Source organism: Alteromonas gracilis (genome assembly GCF_043642145.1).
Classification (GTDB): Bacteria; Pseudomonadota; Gammaproteobacteria; order Enterobacterales; family Alteromonadaceae; genus Alteromonas; species Alteromonas gracilis_B.
The window spans coordinates 437,830-457,681 of record NZ_JBHZRZ010000001.1 but is presented as its reverse complement, the minus strand read 5'-3'; the positions used below and the strand labels follow the sequence as shown (position 1 = coordinate 457,681).

General features: G+C 43.8%; 14 protein-coding genes and 4 tRNA genes. 14 read left to right on the top strand and 4 right to left on the bottom strand.

Features of this window, described 5'->3' with window-relative positions:
• Positions 1-181: 181 nt before the first annotated feature.
• Both ACHUFN_RS01955 and ACHUFN_RS01950 read left to right on the top strand, forming a co-directional pair.
• Entirely contained in the window at positions 182-484 is a 303-nt protein-coding gene (locus tag ACHUFN_RS01955) for a PilZ domain-containing protein (protein ID WP_015067025.1), read from the top strand.
• A gap of 282 nt (positions 485-766) precedes the next feature.
• Entirely contained in the window at positions 767-997 is a 231-nt protein-coding gene (locus tag ACHUFN_RS01950) for a DUF2061 domain-containing protein (RefSeq protein ID WP_394220638.1), read from the top strand.
• Between the two features lie 103 nt (positions 998-1,100).
• Here the strand turns inward: ACHUFN_RS01950 and ACHUFN_RS01945 are convergent, their stop codons facing one another.
• Positions 1,101-2,294, bottom strand: coding sequence for a class I SAM-dependent rRNA methyltransferase (locus ACHUFN_RS01945; protein WP_394220637.1), 1,194 nt, complete (start codon positions 2,292-2,294; stop codon positions 1,101-1,103).
• A gap of 160 nt (positions 2,295-2,454) precedes the next feature.
• Between ACHUFN_RS01945 and ACHUFN_RS01940 the strand changes: the two genes are divergently transcribed.
• Positions 2,455-3,432 carry an NAD(P)H-quinone oxidoreductase gene (locus ACHUFN_RS01940; RefSeq protein WP_394220636.1) on the top strand — a complete coding sequence of 326 codons (978 nt, stop codon included), beginning with the start codon at positions 2,455-2,457 and terminating at the stop codon, positions 3,430-3,432.
• A 4-nt stretch (positions 3,433-3,436) separates the two neighbouring features.
• Here the strand turns inward: ACHUFN_RS01940 and rnhA are convergent, their stop codons facing one another.
• Positions 3,437-3,907, bottom strand: a complete 471-nt coding sequence (gene rnhA, locus ACHUFN_RS01935) for a ribonuclease HI (protein ID WP_394220635.1) — start codon at positions 3,905-3,907, stop codon at positions 3,437-3,439.
• A gap of 97 nt (positions 3,908-4,004) precedes the next feature.
• Between rnhA and dnaQ the strand changes: the two genes are divergently transcribed.
• The 9 genes from dnaQ (at position 4,005) to ACHUFN_RS01890 (ending at position 10,745) form a co-directional block, all read left to right on the top strand.
• Entirely contained in the window at positions 4,005-4,724 is a 720-nt protein-coding gene (dnaQ, locus tag ACHUFN_RS01930) for a DNA polymerase III subunit epsilon (RefSeq protein WP_394220634.1), read from the top strand.
• Positions 4,725-4,788: 64 nt separating this feature from the next.
• A complete protein-coding gene (locus tag ACHUFN_RS01925) occupies positions 4,789-6,276 on the top strand; it encodes a TIGR03503 family protein (protein WP_394220633.1) in 1,488 nt (495 codons plus the stop codon).
• A 215-nt stretch (positions 6,277-6,491) separates the two neighbouring features.
• A tRNA-Asp gene (locus ACHUFN_RS01920) sits at positions 6,492-6,568 on the top strand.
• A gap of 30 nt (positions 6,569-6,598) precedes the next feature.
• Positions 6,599-6,675, top strand: a tRNA-Asp gene (locus tag ACHUFN_RS01915).
• A gap of 30 nt (positions 6,676-6,705) precedes the next feature.
• A tRNA-Asp gene (locus tag ACHUFN_RS01910) sits at positions 6,706-6,782 on the top strand.
• A 30-nt stretch (positions 6,783-6,812) separates the two neighbouring features.
• Positions 6,813-6,889 (top strand) — tRNA-Asp (locus tag ACHUFN_RS01905).
• Between the two features lie 291 nt (positions 6,890-7,180).
• Complete coding sequence (locus tag ACHUFN_RS01900) at positions 7,181-8,734, top strand: EAL domain-containing protein (RefSeq protein WP_394220632.1); 1,554 nt, start codon at positions 7,181-7,183, stop codon at positions 8,732-8,734.
• Positions 8,735-8,821: 87 nt separating this feature from the next.
• Entirely contained in the window at positions 8,822-9,532 is a 711-nt protein-coding gene (gene lolD, locus ACHUFN_RS01895) for a lipoprotein-releasing ABC transporter ATP-binding protein LolD (protein ID WP_394220631.1), read from the top strand.
• Positions 9,519-10,745: a lipoprotein-releasing ABC transporter permease subunit gene (locus tag ACHUFN_RS01890; protein ID WP_394220630.1), complete on the top strand. Its 1,227-nt coding sequence runs from the start codon at positions 9,519-9,521 to the stop codon at positions 10,743-10,745. Before lolD ends, ACHUFN_RS01890 begins: the two co-directional genes overlap by 14 nt.
• 158 nt (positions 10,746-10,903) lie before the next feature.
• Here the strand turns inward: ACHUFN_RS01890 and ACHUFN_RS01885 are convergent, their stop codons facing one another.
• Positions 10,904-12,250 (bottom strand): dicarboxylate/amino acid:cation symporter, encoded by a 1,347-nt coding sequence (locus tag ACHUFN_RS01885; protein ID WP_394220629.1) that lies wholly within the window; start codon positions 12,248-12,250, stop codon positions 10,904-10,906.
• Between the two features lie 114 nt (positions 12,251-12,364).
• Here ACHUFN_RS01885 and ACHUFN_RS01880 point away from each other — a divergent pair, with 114 nt between their 5' ends.
• Both ACHUFN_RS01880 and ACHUFN_RS01875 read left to right on the top strand, forming a co-directional pair.
• Positions 12,365-14,914 (top strand): beta strand repeat-containing protein, encoded by a 2,550-nt coding sequence (locus tag ACHUFN_RS01880; RefSeq protein ID WP_394220628.1) that lies wholly within the window; start codon positions 12,365-12,367, stop codon positions 14,912-14,914.
• Between the two features lie 276 nt (positions 14,915-15,190).
• Entirely contained in the window at positions 15,191-17,518 is a 2,328-nt protein-coding gene (locus ACHUFN_RS01875; RefSeq protein WP_394220627.1) for a winged helix-turn-helix domain-containing tetratricopeptide repeat protein, read from the top strand.
• Positions 17,519-18,123: 605 nt separating this feature from the next.
• Here ACHUFN_RS01875 and astB read toward each other — a convergent pair.
• Complete coding sequence (astB, locus tag ACHUFN_RS01870; RefSeq protein ID WP_394220626.1) at positions 18,124-19,464, bottom strand: N-succinylarginine dihydrolase; 1,341 nt, start codon at positions 19,462-19,464, stop codon at positions 18,124-18,126.
• Between the last annotated feature and the right edge of the window lie 388 nt (positions 19,465-19,852).

Here is a 19,852-nt window from a genome sequence, read left to right as displayed (position 1 = left end):
GCTGGGGTGACGAAGGGCTTTTAAAACTTAACCAGAAAATTGTTTTTAAGGCGGTAGACCAACGTCTACTTTTAAAGTTTGTTGAATAAAATTTGGGCAGTTGGATTGACAAGTTATCGCCGTCGCCCTATAACAACAGATGTAGTCGTCAGCGTAATGCTAAAAATCGGGAGAAGTAGAGATGTTGGGATACGACGATAAGCGAAATTTTTTCAGGATGATGGTAAATTCGCCTTGTCAGTTACAAATAACTGATGATGAGTCGAGCCGTACGATGCAGGCAATGTGCAAAGATATTAGTGCAACTGGAATGTCATTAGAAGTCGATGAGCCTTCTATTGAAGTAGGCACGCAAGTAAGTGTGGCTATTGAGTCTTCTAGCTCACAGATTCCATCTTTAGCTGCTTTGGCTACGGTTGTTCGGTGTGAGCCCGAGTCAGAGTCTAGCTGTATAATTGGCGTAGAAATTTCTCAAATGAAGTAGCCGGTTCATTTGATTTTCGGGCGAGGTTAAAACTTCGCCTTTTGTGTTTATTCCTTATAGTTAAAGGCCGCCTTGCCCGTTGAAAGGCAACGCATCTCACCGTATTCATCTTTTTTGACCTTCTTTAATCTGCCAAAAATACTCAACCGTCGCTTTCATTTAATAAACTGAACAGCGCGTTCGATTTTTTCTGTTTTCTATTTGACGCTCTGCTGAACGATAATTCTCAACAACGCAGAAAAACTGCTAAAGCGAACTGAATTATTGAAAGAGGGTAAGATTATGAAAAAGACTATCACTTTTGCTGTTATGCACTTTTCTGTGGCTTTTACCGTTGCATATATACTTACCGGCAGCGTTGTAGTTGGTGGCGCTGTTGCATTAGTTGAGCCAGCCATTAACACAGTGGCGTTTTACTTCCATGAACTGGTGTGGAAGAAAATTGAATCGAACGAAGAGAAGTCGGTACTGGTTCCGAAGGCATCTAATCAAGACATAACTTTCGTCTCTTGAAGACTATTAAAAACATTTCAAAAATTAGGCATCATAGATTGAAGCGTACAATGAAAAATATGAAAAGCGCCTGAACATAAACTGTTTAGGCGCTATTTTCTTTTTATTCGTCAGTTACTTCACATACCAAGCCTTTCAAATAATAGCCTTCTGGGTAGCTACCAATGATAGGGTGGTCGGTAGCTTGATTCAGTCGTGCGATAATCTTTATAGTACGGCCAGCGTCAAGTGCTGCATCGGCCACGACTTTTTGAAAAAGGTCAGCAGGCATCAGGCCAGAACAGCTAAAGGTAAGCAATAACCCGCCAGATTTCACGGCATGAATGCCGTACATGTTTATGTCTTTATAACCACGTGCGGCACGATTGAGGGTGGCTTTGCTGTCAACAAACTTTGGTGGGTCTAAGATAACCATATCAAACTGCTTGTTTTGCTCATGATATTCGCGAAGTGCTTTGAATACGTCTTGGTTTACGTAATGTGCTTTGTCTTCGTCTAAGCCATTAATGGCAACGTGATGCTTAGCTAAGTCTAACGCAGGCTGAGATACATCGACATTGGTTACCGATTTAGCACCGCCAGAGAGAGCGTAGCATGAAAAAGTGCCTGTATAGCTAAAACAGTTTAGTACGTCGGCATCTTTAGCATAATGGGCTGCGGCAGCACGACTGTCACGCTGGTCTAAGTAAAACCCTGTTTTATGGCCATTTTCAATATCAACCACTATGTTAATACCGTTTTCTTTAACGGTAACTTGCATAGGTGGCTCACCATGAAGCACGCCTGTTACAGGCTCTAAGCCTTCTTTTTTACGAACATCGACATCGCTTCGTTCGTAAATATGTACCTCAGGCATTAATTTTGTAATGGCCCACACTATTTTGTCTCTGTGCTTCTCACCGCCCGCACTTAACAGCTGCAATACGGCAACATTGTCGTAAAGGTCGATTGTGATCCCCGGCAGTCCATCGCTTTCTGACGCAATCCAGCGAAACGCGTTAGTTTTGCTAGGGTCAAACAAACGCTTACGTAAGCGAAGGGCTGTTTCCAGTCGGCGTAAGAAAAATCCATTGTCTATGCTTTCGTCTTTCTTGAACGTCCACATGCGAACGCGAATTTTAGAATTGGGAGAATATGCGCCTCTACCTAGCCAGTCGCCCTCAGAGTCGAACACGTCTACCGTATCGCCAACACGGGCTCGGCCTTTTAGTTCAGCTACCGCACTTTCAAATACCCAAGGGTGTTTACGGCGAAGTGATTTATCTCGTGAGGGTTGTAATATGACCTGTGCTGACATGAAGGCTCTCGTGCTAAATAAATGAGTATTAAACAGTATTGTAATTGGTCGGGATTATACGCAATTTCATGTGGTCTGTGTTGAATAAACGCGAAGATTCTCGAACTGATTGTTGATATGGTACGTAACCAAGCTTTTGTTGAATAAATTGGATTTTACTATGCTCTATGTCGATTTTGAAAAAGGATGTAACCCTGACGAACTGACCGTTAAGGAAGGTGAAGGGGTGTCGCTGACATCCAAAAAAGTGAAAGTTGATGTAAAAGCGTTCGGTGTAAATCGAGCTGATACGCTTCAGCGCCAAGGGAAGTATCCACCACCGCCTGGTGAAAGCGAAATTTTGGGGCTTGAAGTGGCAGGTGTAGTGGCTGAGGTTGCCAGCGATGTCAGTGAATTTAAAGAAGGTGATAAAGTATTTGGCTTGGTGGCGGGTGGTGGCTATGCCACTGAAGTTATTGTTAACCCTGCCCATTTAATGCTCATTCCTGATGGTATGCCTTTTTATGAAGCAGCGGGACTTGCCGAAGTATTTTTAACCGCATTTCAATGTTTACGCACTATTGCCCACATCAAACCCGCCGAGCGGGCGTTAATTCATGGCGGTGCGAGTGGTGTGGGGCTTGCTGCAACTCAGTTATGTCGATATTGGGGCGTACACAGTGCAGTTACCGCATCAAGCCAGAGTAAGCTTACACTTTGTGAAGATTATGGTGCAGAGCACCTTATTAACTATAAACAGCAGCAGTTTGATGATGTGCTTACTAAAGTGTGGCCTGAAGGCGTAGATATGGTGCTAGATATGGTGGCCGGCGACTATCTAAATCGAAACCTAAAAGTGCTGAAGCAAGATGGCAAGTTAGTGTATCTTGCTATGCTCGCCGGTCGATATGCCGATAACTTGGATATGGCGTTGTTGTTAGGCAAAAGAGCATCAATTATCGGTACAACGCTTAGGAATCGAAGCGACGATTACAAGGCTGATTTGATAAGAGACTTTAGCACCGTATGTTTACCTGCATTCGAAAATAAAGAACTAAAGGTGAACATTGACACCCATTACCACATTGACGACATCGACAAGCCCCATGTGCGATTAGAAAATAACGACACACAAGGCAAGTTAGTTATCTCTTGGTAATTGATTAGTTGCCAACAAAGCCCTCGTCCGGCTTGGTTGGCTTTGCTTCTGCCGCTTTGCGTGCTAGGTCATCACAGCGTTCGTTTTCGGGGTGCCCTGAATGACCTTTTACCCAATGCCAATTTACCTCATGCTTTTTAACCGCGTCGTCTAAACGCTGCCACAAGTCTGCGTTTTTAACTGGTTTTTTATCTGCGGTACGCCAGCCATTCTTACGCCAGTTATGGATCCATTGATTGATGCCATTTTTTACGTACTGACTGTCGGTTGTTAGCTCAACCTTACATGGCTCATTTAAACTGTTTAGTGCTTCAATGGGGGCCAGCAATTCCATGCGATTGTTGGTGGTGTGTGCAAAGCCATCGCTCAACTCTTTTCTATGCTGTTTATAAATCAATACAGCTCCATACCCGCCTGGTCCAGGGTTGCCTAAACACGAGCCGTCGGTGTAAATGTGAATGGTCTTTTGAGCCACAGCGCTTCCTTTAATTTAACTTGTCTTTTCCCTTAGCGGATTGCGAAGGGGTTGATATACTATCAAAAAACGAAAGCGTAATTATAGTAGAGGTTCCATGCGCCAAATTGTTCTCGATACTGAAACCACTGGTATTGATCCCAAAGAAGGCCACCGCATTATCGAAATTGGTTGTGTAGAAGTGGTAAACCGCCGGTTGACGGGGAATCACTTTCACGTTTACATCAATCCAGGCCGTCATATTGAACAAGAAGCTATTGAAGTTCACGGTATTACTAACGAATTCCTTGCTGATAAGCCTACATTTTCACAAGTTGCTCAAGAGTTTGTAAATTTCATTAAAGGGGCACAGCTCGTCATCCACAACGCGCCCTTTGACGTTGGGTTTATGGATCACGAGTTTAAAATGGAAGCGTCGACAAGTGGCGTAATTACCCATCAAATTTGTGATGTACTCGATACGCTTACCCTTGCTCGACAAATGCATCCGGGGCAGAAAAACAACCTTGACGCACTTTGTAAGCGTTACGGTATAGACAACAGCCATCGTACTCTTCACGGGGCTTTGCTGGACGCTGAAATTCTGGCCGACGTTTATCTCTTGATGACCGGTGGTCAAACCAAACTTAAGCTAGCGTCGAGCTCAGGCAGTGATGCTGACTCTACGGCAATTCGAAGAGTTAAGCGTAGTGCAAATAAATTAAAGGTTATAAAAGCTACCGCCGATGAGATAACACAGCATGAGGCTCGCTTAGATATTGTAGAAAAGGCGGGAGGCAAGTGCCTATGGCGACCAAAGCCGGAAGAGGTGTCTTAAACTAACTCCTCGTGAATAACCTAATAGATATATGTGAATAGTAACAGGGCAGGAGCAGCTTAGCGTGAGAGTGTGGTTGAAATGGACAGTCTTTTCATTATTGTTGATACACCTAAGCGCAGGGGCGCAATCTCAAGAAGAAGAGCGTGATGCTGCTCGGGAACTAGCTGACAGCGTAGTTCAAAGCGCTCAGGCGACGAATCAACCCGTTGACACGTCGCCTCTAACCGACCTCGGTGACGAATACACCAACTCTATAGAGTTGCTAAAAAACCGTTTTCGCGTTGATTACAACGTGGAAGAAATTACGATGGTGTTTTTTAGAGAGTATGGTTCAGCGCCAGTCGTGCTTGTTAGGCCCGATGGCTCGAAACTGTTCCAAGGACGCGTCGATGAAGAGAAGGTTCAGTGGTTCGACTCTGATACCTTCGACATGATCACGATAAAAAATCCCGTGCCTGGTCCATGGCAAGCTGTAGGGCAAATTTTACCGCAAAGTCGTGTCATGGTGTTATCTGACGTAGAATTACACGCCGACCCTTTACCTAATATTCTTTTCGCTGGTGAAATCCTCAAATCTACTGCCTACCTTACAAATAACGGCAAGCCTATTGAAAACAAGCAATTTAGGAATGTTGTAGATTTAGATATTGAGTTTAAAAGCACTAATAACCCCAACTATGGGAATTTTGGTTCTAGCGACCAAAGCATCGCCACGTTTAAAGACGATGGACGAGGAATGGATGAACGACCTGGTGACGGTGTTTTTACTGGCCAGTTTAATTTAAAAATTCCAGCGGGGGAGTGGAAACCCACCTTTCGTGTTAGCACACCAATGTATACGCGTGAGCAGATTGGCGAGCTTATCGTTTTACACGAGAATCCAGTTGTAATTGACGTTGAACTGGATGGTGGTGGTGAGGGCTATCACAAAATTATTATTGATGTTGACCGTGAGTTAGTGGATATAGAGTCGTTGCTTGTTGACGGCAAGATTAAGTTTCCGAATACAGACATGCAAAACTTCTCTCTTACGGAAGGGGGAGCAGAAGCACGCGAACACTTAATTGTAGCTTACGAAGAAGGTGTTTTCAGAGTCAAGCTCACCGCATACGGTACGACCATGGATGGAAGAGACTTCATTTTAGATGTGCCTGAGTATAGTTTTGTAGCAGAAGGCCCTCCTGAACCTGAGATAGAAGATCCATTAGTTGAAAGCGAGGACCCTATTATTGATGGCAGCACACCGTTAACAGCAGCACCAACAATAAGCGACCCTACTGAGTCAGAAGTGACGAAGGAGGGAATGGATGATGATACGCTTACTCTTATCTTAGTAGCAGTTAATGGTTCTATTGTACTTTTAGGTGCAATAGCGGCAGTGGTCATAATAGTCCTGCGTAAAAAGCCGGCAAAATCTCTAAAGGCTGAAAGCGCTACTAAACCTAAACCTCAAACAACTGATGCCGACCTCACTATGGAACCAGAACCAAAAGGGGTGAAAAAACTGCTTAATATGTTTAAAAAGCGCAATAAGCAAGATGATGCTTGAGTGAAGGGAGATAAGCATAATTGATTGCGTTGTTAATTTGTTCATATTGAATTTTATTTCGACATAATGCCTATTTAACAGGCAAACAAACCGCAGATGACAATTTTATTAATAAAAAGCGTTGACTCTACATAGGGGAATACGTATTATCTGCGCCGCAGTCAGGGGACAGGGCAACAACAGCCAAGTCAACTTACTGATAACATTGAAGATGTGGAGCGGTAGTTCAGTTGGTTAGAATACCGGCCTGTCACGCCGGGGGTCGCGGGTTCGAGTCCCGTCCGCTCCGCCATTAATCGAATAAAGCGCATTCCCATTATGCGGAGCGGTAGTTCAGTTGGTTAGAATACCGGCCTGTCACGCCGGGGGTCGCGGGTTCGAGTCCCGTCCGCTCCGCCATTTAGTTATACAGCGCAATCTCGATTATGTGGAGCGGTAGTTCAGTTGGTTAGAATACCGGCCTGTCACGCCGGGGGTCGCGGGTTCGAGTCCCGTCCGCTCCGCCATTAATCGAATAAAGCGCATTCCCATTATGCGGAGCGGTAGTTCAGTTGGTTAGAATACCGGCCTGTCACGCCGGGGGTCGCGGGTTCGAGTCCCGTCCGCTCCGCCATTAATGAGACGTCATAAATCCTATTCCCCTCCTCGGGGATAAAAATTTTCTTTTCTGAAAGCTTTATTTTTCATCTGCCAAATCATTGCTACGAATAGCTATTTGTATATTTTGATTTTATTCGTGCTGCAAAGCCAATTTTTCCCTCAGATATCTTTCTTTATTCGTTTTTTAAATTCTTCCAACAAAGCATAAAAATATCTAACAAACAGCCACATACCCTAAAGTCGTAGTGTATTTTTCTAAATTTGTACTAGAGTTACGTCGTAATTGTTTAACTACACAAGGTTTATGAACAAAAACGACCAAAAACAGTACTTTTTCACTGACAACCTCAAAGCGATTGGATTTTCAACACTAAGCGTTGTGGCAATAACACTGATTCTTGGCATCACTATATTCACGTTTGTTAAAGAACGAGAAGAAAGCCGTGCTTCAGAAATTTTAGATAGTGTACGCATGGTATTCAGGGATGCTGAGATAACCCTTGATTATCTTAACGCGCTGCCATATCAGAAATGCGATATAGATAACCTCATTGAAATGAGAAAAACGTTGTTTCGCTCTCGGTTCGTAAAAGAAATTGGGTTTTATGAAGATGGTAAGCTTTTGTGTAGTACTTATTTAGGTCTTTTGAAAGAACCCGTTAAAGAAGCCGAACCAGACTTCCATACACAGCTTGGCGACGTATTTTGGATAAATACCCCTCTAGAACTCTTTGACAAGCAAGCAACGGGCACAATTGTTAAGCGTGGGCGCTACAATGCTGTCTTAGATATGGATAGTGTTATTGGGTACAGCTATACACAAGATTGGCAGCTTTTTTACAACGGCGAGCAGTTTTATCACATGGCCGGTAATCCAGATTTGGTTGATTCAACGCTGAGTCATAAAGAATTGAAAAACCGTGCAAGCTTTTTTTCATTACAGTTTATGCAATGCGATGAGCGCTATACAAAAACCTGCCTAAAAGTTAAATCAGACCAAGGACGGGTCATCGATTTGCATATGGGTAAAATCGTGTTGTTTGTTTTCATAATGCTGATGACAGCAGCGCTAACTCACATGCTTAGCTTTAACTACTTAAGGAACAGGCGTTCACTAGAATCGAGAGTGAGCAAGGGATTACGCGAGCACAAATTTTACTGTTTGTACCAGCCCTTTGTTGACTTGAGGTCTGGACAGGTAATTGGCTGTGAAGTACTGAGTCGGTTTGAAGATGACTTTGGTCCAATTTATCCCGATGAATTTATTCCCCAAATTAAAGAACAAGATATGACGTGGGAATTTACAGTAGAGATGATCACTGCGGCAATGAAGGAACTTAACGAGAATCCTGATATCCCCGGAGGGTTTAAGGTGTCGTTCAATTTATTTCCTTTCGACTTTACCCGTGAAGGATGTTTGGACTTAGACTTCCTCCTTGAAATCAATACAAAAAACTTCAAGCTGGTATTGGAAATCACCGAAGATGAGCAAATTGCTACACATAGCGCAGTTAAACATATTAAGTCGCTAAAGAGCCAAGGATTCTTATTTGCAATTGATGACTTTGGTGTTGGTTATTCAAATTTAAGCCAGTTGAAGGTTTTGAACTGTGATTACCTCAAAATTGATCGCAGTTTTGTGATGGACATGGAAGACAATAGCATTCGTTCATCGCTGATCCCTCATATTGTGAGCATAGCAGACGGGTTAAACGTTGATTTAATCGCGGAGGGTGTTGAAAACATTGAGCAGTGCAACGAACTAAAAGAGTTAACAATTGGGTTTGGTCAGGGGTGGTTGTTTGGCAAACCGCAAACCGTTAGCGCTCTTGTCAAAAGCATTCAAAACACACAATAACACACTTTAGCCCTGTCATTTTTCGGTTGGTGTTGGTAGTGTTTAGCGCTACCATTCACCGTCTGGAAAATATAGAAGAACACTCGCATGCAGGACGTGCTAATTTGCCGCAATATTAACAAAACCTATCAAGATGGCAGCAATGCTACCCCCGTTTTACACGACGTCTCATTATCTATAAAAACCGGCGAACATGTCGCGATTTTGGGCAGCTCTGGATCGGGTAAAAGTACACTTTTACATATTTTGGGCGGTCTAGATAAACCCACTAGCGGCGACGTAGAGTTTAACGGCAAACCTCTTGGTAAGCTATCTAGCAATGCGTTGGCTAAGTTGCGCAATGACGAAATGGGTTTTATTTATCAGTTCCATCATTTGTTGGGCGAGTTTACCGCTTTAGAAAATGTTGCAATGCCTCTGAGGATACGAGGCTTGTCTGTAAAAGCTGCCCATGCAAAAGCGCATGAAATGCTAGAGGAAGTAGGGTTATCGCACCGTGTCGACCACTTACCCTCTACCATGTCTGGCGGAGAACGTCAGCGCGTTGCAATAGCGCGAGCTCTCGTCACCGCGCCTTCAGTAGTGCTGGCCGATGAACCCACTGGAAACCTCGACGACTCTACCGGCGAGCAAATCTATAAGTTACTTACCAGTTTAAGTGAGAAAAAAGGCACAGCCTTCGTGGTAGTGACCCACGATATTGGGTTAGCTAGAAAAATGGACAGAGTCCTTAAAATTAAAGATGGTCAGTTGGCGAGCGAAACGTTATCCAAGGAGAGACAAGATGCTCGCCTTTGAACTAGCTCAGCGTTTCAGGAAAACGCGCTCTCAGCAGCGCTTTATTTCCTTTATTTCAATGTCCTCAACAATTGGAATAGGGCTGGGTTGCTTTGTCCTTATTGTATTGCTTAGTGTGATGAACGGATTTGAAAAAGAGCTGACAAGTCGTATTTTAAGTGTGGTTCCTCATGGTGAACTATTTAGTAAAAGTGAAAGTGGGATAGAGAATTTAGAAGCGCAGATTTATCGTCTTTCTCAAGACAGCCGAGTTGCGAGTGTTACGCCTTACACAGGGTTAACAGGCATGCTGCAATCGAAAGGTGAATTGAAAGCGATAAGTGTAACTGGAGTCTCTCCAGAGAGCGTTGCCCACAGATATAGTGAGAGAATAACAAGCGAAGATTGGCAGAGGTTCGCATCACAGAACAACGGACTAATAGTGGGCAAAGGCATTTTCTCGTCGATGGGATTAAACGTTGGAGACACTGTTCAAATTTTAATTCCTCAAACAACGCAAGATTTAACTTTCAAAGCGCCTCGCTCAATTACGCTTGTCATATCTGGCGTGCTATCAGTTGGGGGAGAGTTGGATAATCAACTAGGTCTTATGCACTTGCAAATGGCCTCTGAAGCCATAGGAATCACATCGGTTGCGCAAGGGATCCGATTCACGTTAAGCGACCCTTTTTCGGCCTACGACATAATGCGAGAAATCGGTTACAGTTATCCGCAGGCGGTTTACATGTCTGACTGGACTCGTACGCAAGGGCACTTATATAACGATATTCAGTTGGTAAGGGCAGTAGTTTATATAGCACTGACTTTAGTTATTGCGGTTGCTTGCTTTAACATTGTTTCTTCATTGGTGATGGCAGTAAGAGATAAGCAGGCCGCTATTGCGATTTTGAAAACAATGGGGGCGACAGACAGCCTAATTCGCAACACTTTTATATTGCAAGGCGTGATTAATGGTGTTGTAGGAATAACCGTGGGCGTGGCGTTAGCTTTACTTGTCGCGCCAAATTTGTCAGATATAGTACGCTTTATTGAGTCAGCTTTAGGAGTTGAGATCCTATCGGGCGACATTTACTTCATTGACTTTTTACCGTCTAGCTTACATTTCAATGACGTGTTGGTGACGGTAATTGTTGCCATGTGCCTAAGCATTGGGGCAACCCTTTATCCTGCGCACAAGGCGGCGAATGTTTCTCCGTCATCTGCACTTCATTAGGCGCCGAAGACTTTACCGTTGAGCGTTCTAGACTTTGCGTAACGGCGGGCAAAATGTGCCTGATTAGTCCAAATGCAAGGGCCAGCGAGAGAGCTGGCCCATTTGCGGTGTATCAATCTGAGGTGGTACAAGCTTCGAAATTTTGCAATAAAAGCATGTTACCCATTTTTATCGAAGTGTTGGAAATCAACATCTTCTTCTTTCAGTCCAGCTTTCGGGTCGTTGAAGACTGATGCGTCAAGTTCACCTTCACTTTTCGCTACAATACACGACACCATGCAGTCACCTGTGATATTTACCGCGGTACGCGTCATGTCAAGCAGTCGGTCCACGCCGATAATCAACGCAATACCCTCAACAGGTAAGTTCACTTGTTGCAAGACCATTGCCAGCATAATCAAACCTACGCCCGGAACACCCGCAGTGCCAATAGAAGCTAGGGTAGCGGTAAGAATAACCATTAGGTAATCGCTCATTGTGAGATCTACCGCATAAACCTGTGCAATAAACACTGTAGCTACACCTTGCATAATTGCAGTGCCGTCCATGTTAATGGTTGCACCTAACGGTAATGTAAACGACGACACAGATTTACCTACGCCAAGTTTATTTCTCGCTGTTTCCATTGTGACAGGTAAGGTTGCGCTGCTGCTTGATGTACTAAATGCGAACAAAGCGGCGTCGCGCATTTTTCTAAACAGCATCACGGGGCTTAAGCCAGATAAAAGCTTAAGCAACGCCGAATAGGTTACTAAGCCGTGAATAATCAGCACAGCAAACACCAAGAAGAAGTATTTAGCCAGCTTAAATATGGTATCACCGCCAACGGTTGCAAATAGTTTAGCCATTAAAACGAATACGCCATAAGGTGCCAAATTCATAATAATGGTTACAAGGCGCATAATAACGGTGTTAATGTCTTCGAAAATAGCAGTCAGTCGCTTCCCTGCATCGCCAGTCATGGCCATTGCTATGCCAAATAGCACTGCAAAAACTATAATTTGAAGCATATTGCCTTGCGCCATCGAGTTAATAGGATTACTTGGGAACATATTAACAATAACGTCAGAAAGGCTGGGCGCTTCTTTAGCCTCGTAGACAACTTCTGTCATCATGTTTGCACCTTCGCCAGGTGAGAACAATAATGCCATACTCATGGCCAGTGTTATCGCAATGGCCGTTGTGACAATATATAAACCAACGGATTTCGCCCCAAGTCTACCTAGTTTACTTGGATCGGTAAGCGTACTAGTGCCACAAATAAGAGAAACGAAAACTAGAGGGACTACCAGCATTTTCAAGCTGGCGATAAATATCTGACCAAGAGTGGAAAATATACCTTCGACAAGAAAGTTATACGTTGAGAACTCGAAACCGAATATCGAAAAAGCGAAATCTCCGCTATCATCAAACAATACTTGGAGTAAGACGCCAGTCAAGATACCGGCAGCCATGCCGATAAATATGCGGGCGGTTAGACTTAACTTGTGTGCAGATGAAGACATTAATGTTTCCTGTACATTTTTATATTTCTAATCTTCCGTAGTTTGCCAGATTCAGTTGATTTTTAAACATAAAAAACGACGCAATTGTCAATAAAAGAGGTTCAGGAACGAATTATGTCGACATTAGCGAAAACGCTAAGCCTTATTAGCGCATTATTTATGCTAGCAGCATGCGGTGGGAGTGGTTCATCAGTCTCTCGAGATGACTCAGATGACGGAAATGGGGGCGGCGGTACGCCAACACCTTCTTATTCAATTGCTTTGTCATTGGAAAATTCGAGCGGCGCAAGCGATAACAATCTATCAGAAGATAACAGTTTGTTTGTTGTAGCGACGGTCACAGACCAAAACGGCAGCCCTCACAGTAATGCGTTGCTCACATTCACGCTAAGTAACGAAAATTTAGCTGAGTTTGGTAATGACACGGGCACGGCTCGCACAAATTCAAGCGGTGTTGCCAGGCTACGCCTTAATGCCAGTACCGCGTCTGGCGATGGGGAAATAACGGCAACACTTGGCTCTGGTGAGACAGGAACAACAACTTTTTCGGCAACGGCTGTTAATACCACTGACCCAACCACCATTGGTGTTTCTTTAGCGTTGCAGAACTCATCAGGAGAGGCGGACAATAGTTTGTCGCCAAGCAATGCGTTGGTTGCTTTAGCAACGGTCACCAACTCGTTGGGTGAACCTCAAGCTGACTTACTACTTACTTTCTCACTAAGTAATGACCAACTCGCTACGTTTTCAAACGATACCGCTACAGCACTTACGAATGCAGATGGTGTGGCGACAATTGGAATGTCAGTAGGGAGTGCTTCTGGCGATGGTGAAGTAACGGCTACGCTCGCTACGGGTGAATCAGATTCAACAACCTTTAGCTCTACAGGTAACACGGGAGTAAGTGAAGAACCAGCATCGCTAGAACTTTATGCAAACAGCATTCAGCTTGCGTCAAGTGGTAGCGACCAAGTTGAGCTAATCGCTTTGGTTAAAAACGAACAAAGCGTGTTAATGGAAGGCGTGGACGTGAGTTTTTCTGCAGCATCTGGCGATGGCGTTGAAATACAGTTAACGCAGCCTCAAACTGCTGCTGACGGCACTGCGCGCGCTATTTTAACATCGCAAAACGATGCGTCTAACCGCACTATTACGATTACTGCAGGGGCTGGCAGCCTCTCTCAAACGGTTGATATCACGATCTCGGGTACGGAAGTCACCATCAATGGCGCTTCATCAGTTATTTTGAACGATAGCGTAGACTACACCATTCGTGTTCAAGACTCAGACGGTACATCAATTCTGAATCAGAACGTTGTATTAAGTGCGGCCAACGGCACGTTAAGTAGCACCACTGTCAACACTGGCGCAAACGGTCAAGCAACGGTAACTTACACGGCATCTGCATCAGGTGAAGATACAATTACTGCAACAGCGCTTAATGCTGAGGCTAGTTTTACCGTTCAAGTACAGCAAGATGAGTTTAACTTTGTTAATTTGCCAACTGAAGAAGTGCCTCTGGGTCAATCGCAAACCATTACAGTTCAATGGCGACAAAATAATTCTCCGGTAGTGGGGGAGAACGTAACGTTCAGTGCTTCTAGAGGTGTTATCTCAGGAAGCTCAACCGTGGCCACAGACGCACAAGGGCAGGCGAGTATTGATATTAGTGCAAACAACGCTGGTATCTCATCTATTACAGCGTCAGCGAGCGACGGAAGCGGAAATGTGCTGGTATCCGCATTAACGCAAATTGAATTTATTGCAACTACGCCTCACACCCTTATTGCAGATGCGTCGCCAGACATTCTGGGCCCAGATGGTCAAACTAGTACCATTAGCGCAGTAGTGCGAGATATTGATGGTAACTTAGTTAAGAACAGCGTTATTAACTTCTCTGTATCAGACGTTTCAACTGGGTTTGTTTCTCCGTCGCAGTCTACAACAGACAGCAAAGGTATAGCGACGACAGTGTTTACCTCTGGATCGGTATCGACACAAGATGCGGTAGTAGTAACTGCATTTGTAGCAGACGACCCTGCAATTGATGACGATGTTGTACTAACAGTAGGTGCTCGTGCGTTTGATATTTCATTAGGTACGGGCAATGAGTTAGAAGAAGCCACGGCAACTTCTTATTTGAAACGTTTCGGTGTATTTGTTTCAGATTCAGCAGGTCAGCCAGTGAGTGGCGTGAATTTGACTGCATCTGTAGCGCCAGTTAAGTATGTGAACGGTGGTGAATACAGAACAGGCTTTTGGGTGTTTGACGATGATGCATCGCAATGGGCTGCAGTGGTTAACCAAAACTGTGAAACAGAAGATGTAAACGACAACGGCATTCTAGACACCACACCACGTGATGAAGATACCAATGGTGACGGTATGCTTACTCCTGGTTTAGTGGGCACTATCTCTTTTGCGAATGGTGCGGCGGTAACGGATGAAAACGGCTATGCAGAGTTAGAATATAGATACCCAAGAAGTTACGCGGTTTGGTACGACGCGGTCATCTCTGTGTTTGGTCAATCTACAGGCAGTGAAGCAAGCGCTAAAATGCGCTACACATTGAGCATCTCTGGTGACGACTTAAACGATGAGGGAGCGTCACCACCTGCGAATCCATTTGGGGTTACCGACCAATGTACGCTGGTTTCGCCATAGCGCATTTCATTTATCAGAACGGTCTTTCTTAAGGGCCGTTCTCTTTAACACTACTTACTTTGATGTAAGCCAGAGCAGCTTCTTTATTCGATAACTCATCTATCTCTTCACTCTTATCTATTGGAATGAGAGAGCAAACGGATTTGTTTGTAGCTCATTTTCGTGCTTAACTTCAAACTACTATCGCGAATGCGCGAAAACTTGTAACGCATCTCAGTTTTTAGCAATATAAATCAAATTAACGTTCGGCATTTATCTGTTTACAAGGAAGGGTTGATGAATGACTTTAAGGAAATTTATAGCTTTGGCAGTCTCACGCTGAACACTTCTCTTCATTATTTGAAACATAATCGTCAGATTCGACTCTCCCCCAAATGTACCCGTGTTTTTGCTCTGCTCGCTGAGAGCGCAAACAACCTTGTTGAAAAAGAGCATGTGCTTGAAATAGTGTGGCCAGGTCGCTTTGGCGCTGATGAGTCGTTGACTCGCGCAATCTCAGATATTCGCAAGGCTTTAAAAGACTTTAAACCCGGAGCAGAAAAAGCTATTAAGACCGTCCCTAAGCGCGGCTACTTATTGAATACTGCTTTATTAGAAGAAGCATTCGCAGAAGTCGACCAGCAAGGTGGGGAATTAGATGAAAATGTGGTGAGAGAAAGCACGCCACCAAAAACTGCGCGTTATGCAGGGCTTTCGCGACGGCTAACCACGTTCAATTTAATTATATCGGCCCTATGCCTCTTTATTATCGTTTTGGCTGGCTACTTCGCTCACAATAAATTTGCACCTAAACACATAGATAGTATTGCAGTTCTGCCGTTCGAAGTGATTGGTTCAGACCCGGAGTTAAGTAACTTGGCAAAAGGACTAGGGTATGAAATTGCGATGCAAATTAGTTTTCAACAGCATGTGAGAGTGGCTTCTCCGATGGCGGTAGATAGGCTCGACTCACGTTTGAAACTCGATGAGATTGCCAGCGTTTTGGACGTTTCCCATATAATTACTGGCTCTGTAAACACGGTCAAAAATGAAAAAACTATTTCTATCTCGCTTGTTCACGCTAATACACAAAAAATGCTTTGGACCGAGCAGCATCAGTTTGATGAAAATAGTCTCATTGAAATCTATAAAAGTGTTCTAACTAATTTTCGTTATCTCGGCGACGCAAAAGCGTTGCCCATAGGTTATTCAGATCATCAAGCTATCAAGCCTAGTGCGTACGCTAATTACCTTAAAGGTATGCAAACTGTGCGCAGTCAGCTGTGGTATGAGTGGGCAGAGGCTATACCTTATCTAAATAGGGCCTTGGATATTCAGCCTGACTTTTATCCTCCGTTAGTGTCGCTTGCAGCTTATTATTCACTTTCATCATATTTTGGAGGCAGGTCTGACCATTTGATGAAAGCGAGAAGTCTACTTGATAGAGCCATTGCATCCAACGCTTCAGATGTGGAGTACTTGGGTGCGGAAGCGCTGTATCATCTCGCGTGTGCCAGTTCTGGCGCCGAGAAAGAACGCTGCTCCTTAGAAGAAGCATTGTTGTTTATTCACGAAGCTATTACGCTGGCACCCGAGTATTGGGCGCCAGTGTATGTAAAAGGGTTAATTTTTGAAAAACAAGATGATTTAGCGCAGGCATTAGCACTTTATAAACGGGCAAAAGAGCTAGATGCGAACGTGACTGGCCCTTATGTCAGCATGGCGGATATCTACTTACGGCAAAACGATAATGACTCGTACAACAAGCTAAAAGAAGAATATGTCGCAGTAATGTCAAATGGTACAGGCGTATCCCAATCCGCTGAAAAGGCATTTGAATTGTTTCACAAACGCCGCTATTTCGACGCTTATGTCTTGGCTTATATGATCGAGAGTAAAATTGCCGCTTCCAATATAAAAGAACTCAAAATCAGGATAGAAACAGAATTAGGCAGAGACCTTAACTTGAATGGGTTGGCTGAACTTCCACTAAATGCTGAGCTAGGGCCTATCTACCGTTTATTTGGCTTAGGCCGTTCCGCTCCAAAAGAAGCTGTCGATTTGATATTACAAATAGATGAAAATGTAACCTATAGGTCGTGGTTATCAAGACAATATGCTGAAATCATGCTGAAATTTGCCGATGCAGGAGAGATAAACAAAAATTACGACAAGCTGATACGCGCAATAAAACGCTCAAGGTCTCCGCGGGAGCATACGTTCATGGCTTACTTAATGAAATTGCGTAACCAAGAAGGTTGGCAAGAGCATTTAGACGATGTCTTTAACTTCAAACTTAACCCGTCTTACAAAGATGAATATGATTTCCATTTAGCTCATGCAGAGTCATTTACAATGCTTGATAATTTCGACAAGGCGTTCGAGCATCTAGCGTTGATTGAGCAGGGTATTGGTAAAAGCACAGTTGCTTCATTTTCTCCATTTATGTATTGGGAAAGCCCCATGATTCAGCCACTGTCTGACGATCCTCGATTTAAAGCAATGATTGACCGAGAGAACAAACGCAGAGCCAAAATAAATGCTCGTGTAAACGCATTTTTGGAAATGAATAAAGAAGAAAAAAGGGCATTGTTCAAGCGAATGAAAGAAAAGTACTCGCTTTAATAAATTGAAGAAAGCAGCAAGAGCTGCGCTTCTCCTTCAACAGCGGCAATAGCTGTCAAAGGAGTTACCCCAGATGTCGTTGTTCAACTAAGCATTATTATTGGCATTAAGAGCTTTAGATGTGCTGCCCACATAAGACACAAGGCCGACGCGCACAAGAAAATTAAATGGAAAACTCTAGATACTAGGTGCCAGTTCAATAACCGCCACTTTCTAAAAAGTACGTATAAACAAAATATCGATAAAAACACGTTCAAAACTAACAAAAATTGCAACGTTTGAATTGACGCTGGTGGCCCCTCTGCCAGTAGCGTGTCGATTTCAGGTCTTTGTATGTTTAGAGTAAATCGGCAGTATTTTTTGAAAGAAAGGTGAAAAAAACTGAAGAATGGACTTGCGCTAGCGCCATCACACATTTATTTGAGGCGATTGAAGAGAGTTTGTTTGACTAGGCCGAATTCATGGCATAAAAAAATCCAGTAAACAAAAATGCTACTGGATTTTTTATGCGGGGAACGACAGCTTAAAGGTAACGCCTACTTGACCTGATTTTAAACAGGGCGAATCGACTGTCTTGTTCCGACTTTCTAAGTATCTTGCGTTATCTAGCTTTGCTGGAACGGATAAACAGAGCCAATTTTCAAAATTTGAGTAAGCTCATCTAGGGCTGTGCGTGATTCAATTAATAATTGCGGATCACGCAAGTCATCTTCGCTTAATTCATCGCGGTAGTGTTTGTCGACCCATGTATTTAAACGAGTAAATTGGGCGTCGCTAATTAACGTATTTTGGTTCACAGCTGCAAGCTCTTGGTCATTCATGGCAACACGTAGTCGTAAGCAAGCAGGTCCGCCGCCGTTTCGCATGCTTTGTTTGACATCAAAATAGTTTACAGACTTGATGGGGGTACCCAGTGTAACAAGCTTGTCTAAATAGCGTTTAACCGCTTCGTTTTCCTCGCATTCTGTAGGAGCGATTATTGTCATATCGCCGCTAGGAAGCGTAATAATTTGTGTATTGAACAAGTACGTTTTAACTGCGTCTTGAACAGACACTTCGGCAGTAGGAACTTCAATAAAGTGAAGTGGTTCACTACCAAACTTGGCTTGAAGTTCTTTGAAACCAGCATCTTTTTGATAAAACGCTTGTTCGTGGAAAAACAACACGTTTTGGTTACCAACGGCGATCACATCGTTGTGGAATACACCTTGGTCGATTACGTCTGGGTTCTGCTGCATATAAACCACGCCATCGTCGTCTAGGCCATGAAGGCGCGCAACCGCTTGGCATGCTTCCAAGGTTTGACGGGCCGGGAATTTCTTCGGCGCAGGCTTGCTGGTATCGAATGCGTGACGACCGTAGACAAATAACTCAACGCCAGCTTGCCCATAATTACTGCAAAGGCGGGTATGGTTAGCTGCCCCTTCGTCCCCGAAGTGTTCGTTATCGGGTAAATGCTGGTGGTGTGCAAAGTGCTTTTCGTTGGCGAAAGTGCCGCGCAAAATATTGCCCGTTACTTGTGGTTCAAGCGAACGATGAAACTTATTAGTTAAATTGGCAGGGGTAAAGTGAACGCGTCCATCGGCAGTATCGGCACTAGGAGACACAGTAGCGGCATTTGCAGTCCACATGCTACTAGCAGAGCAACAAGCAAGGAAAATCTCGCGAGAATGCTTTGCAGCGCTTTCTAGTACGCGGGCATCAGAGCCTGTAAAGCCCAATCGACGAAGTGCAGCAATGTCAGGGCGTTCTTGCGGTGCCAAAACGCCTTGAACCATGCCCATGTCAGATAAAGCTTTTGCTTTAGCAAGACCTTGTTTGGCTGCTTGCTTTGGACTGCTTATCGCATTCGCGTTGTTCAGGGAAGCAACATTGCCAAATGACAGACCGGCATAGTTATGGGTAGGACCTACTAAACCATCAAAATTAACTTCAAACTGCTTCATACTTTCCCTCTTTCTTGGTGTTTTTACGTTTGACCCGTATGCTATTTTTTCATTCGTATTGCCAAAATTATTCCAAATATCGGCTACGCTTTCGTTTTTACACGGGGCCTAACGACGCACTTTTTTAACCTGAAATCAATGTCAGGCTTGCTTGGAATGGCTGGCATTATACGGCTTTTAAGGCCGATGCCAATCGCAGAGGTTGTTTTTTGTACAGTTTTTGAGTGCGTTTAAAGCGAAGGGAAGAATAAGTATGAAGAAGATCTTGTTTTCCATTCACTTTGTAGATATATGTTAAAAAAGAGCGAGCACCCTATATATAGTACAAGGCTGCTCCAATTTTCAGTAATTGACTTAATTAGTCATTTAAAATCAATAGGTTTAGTTC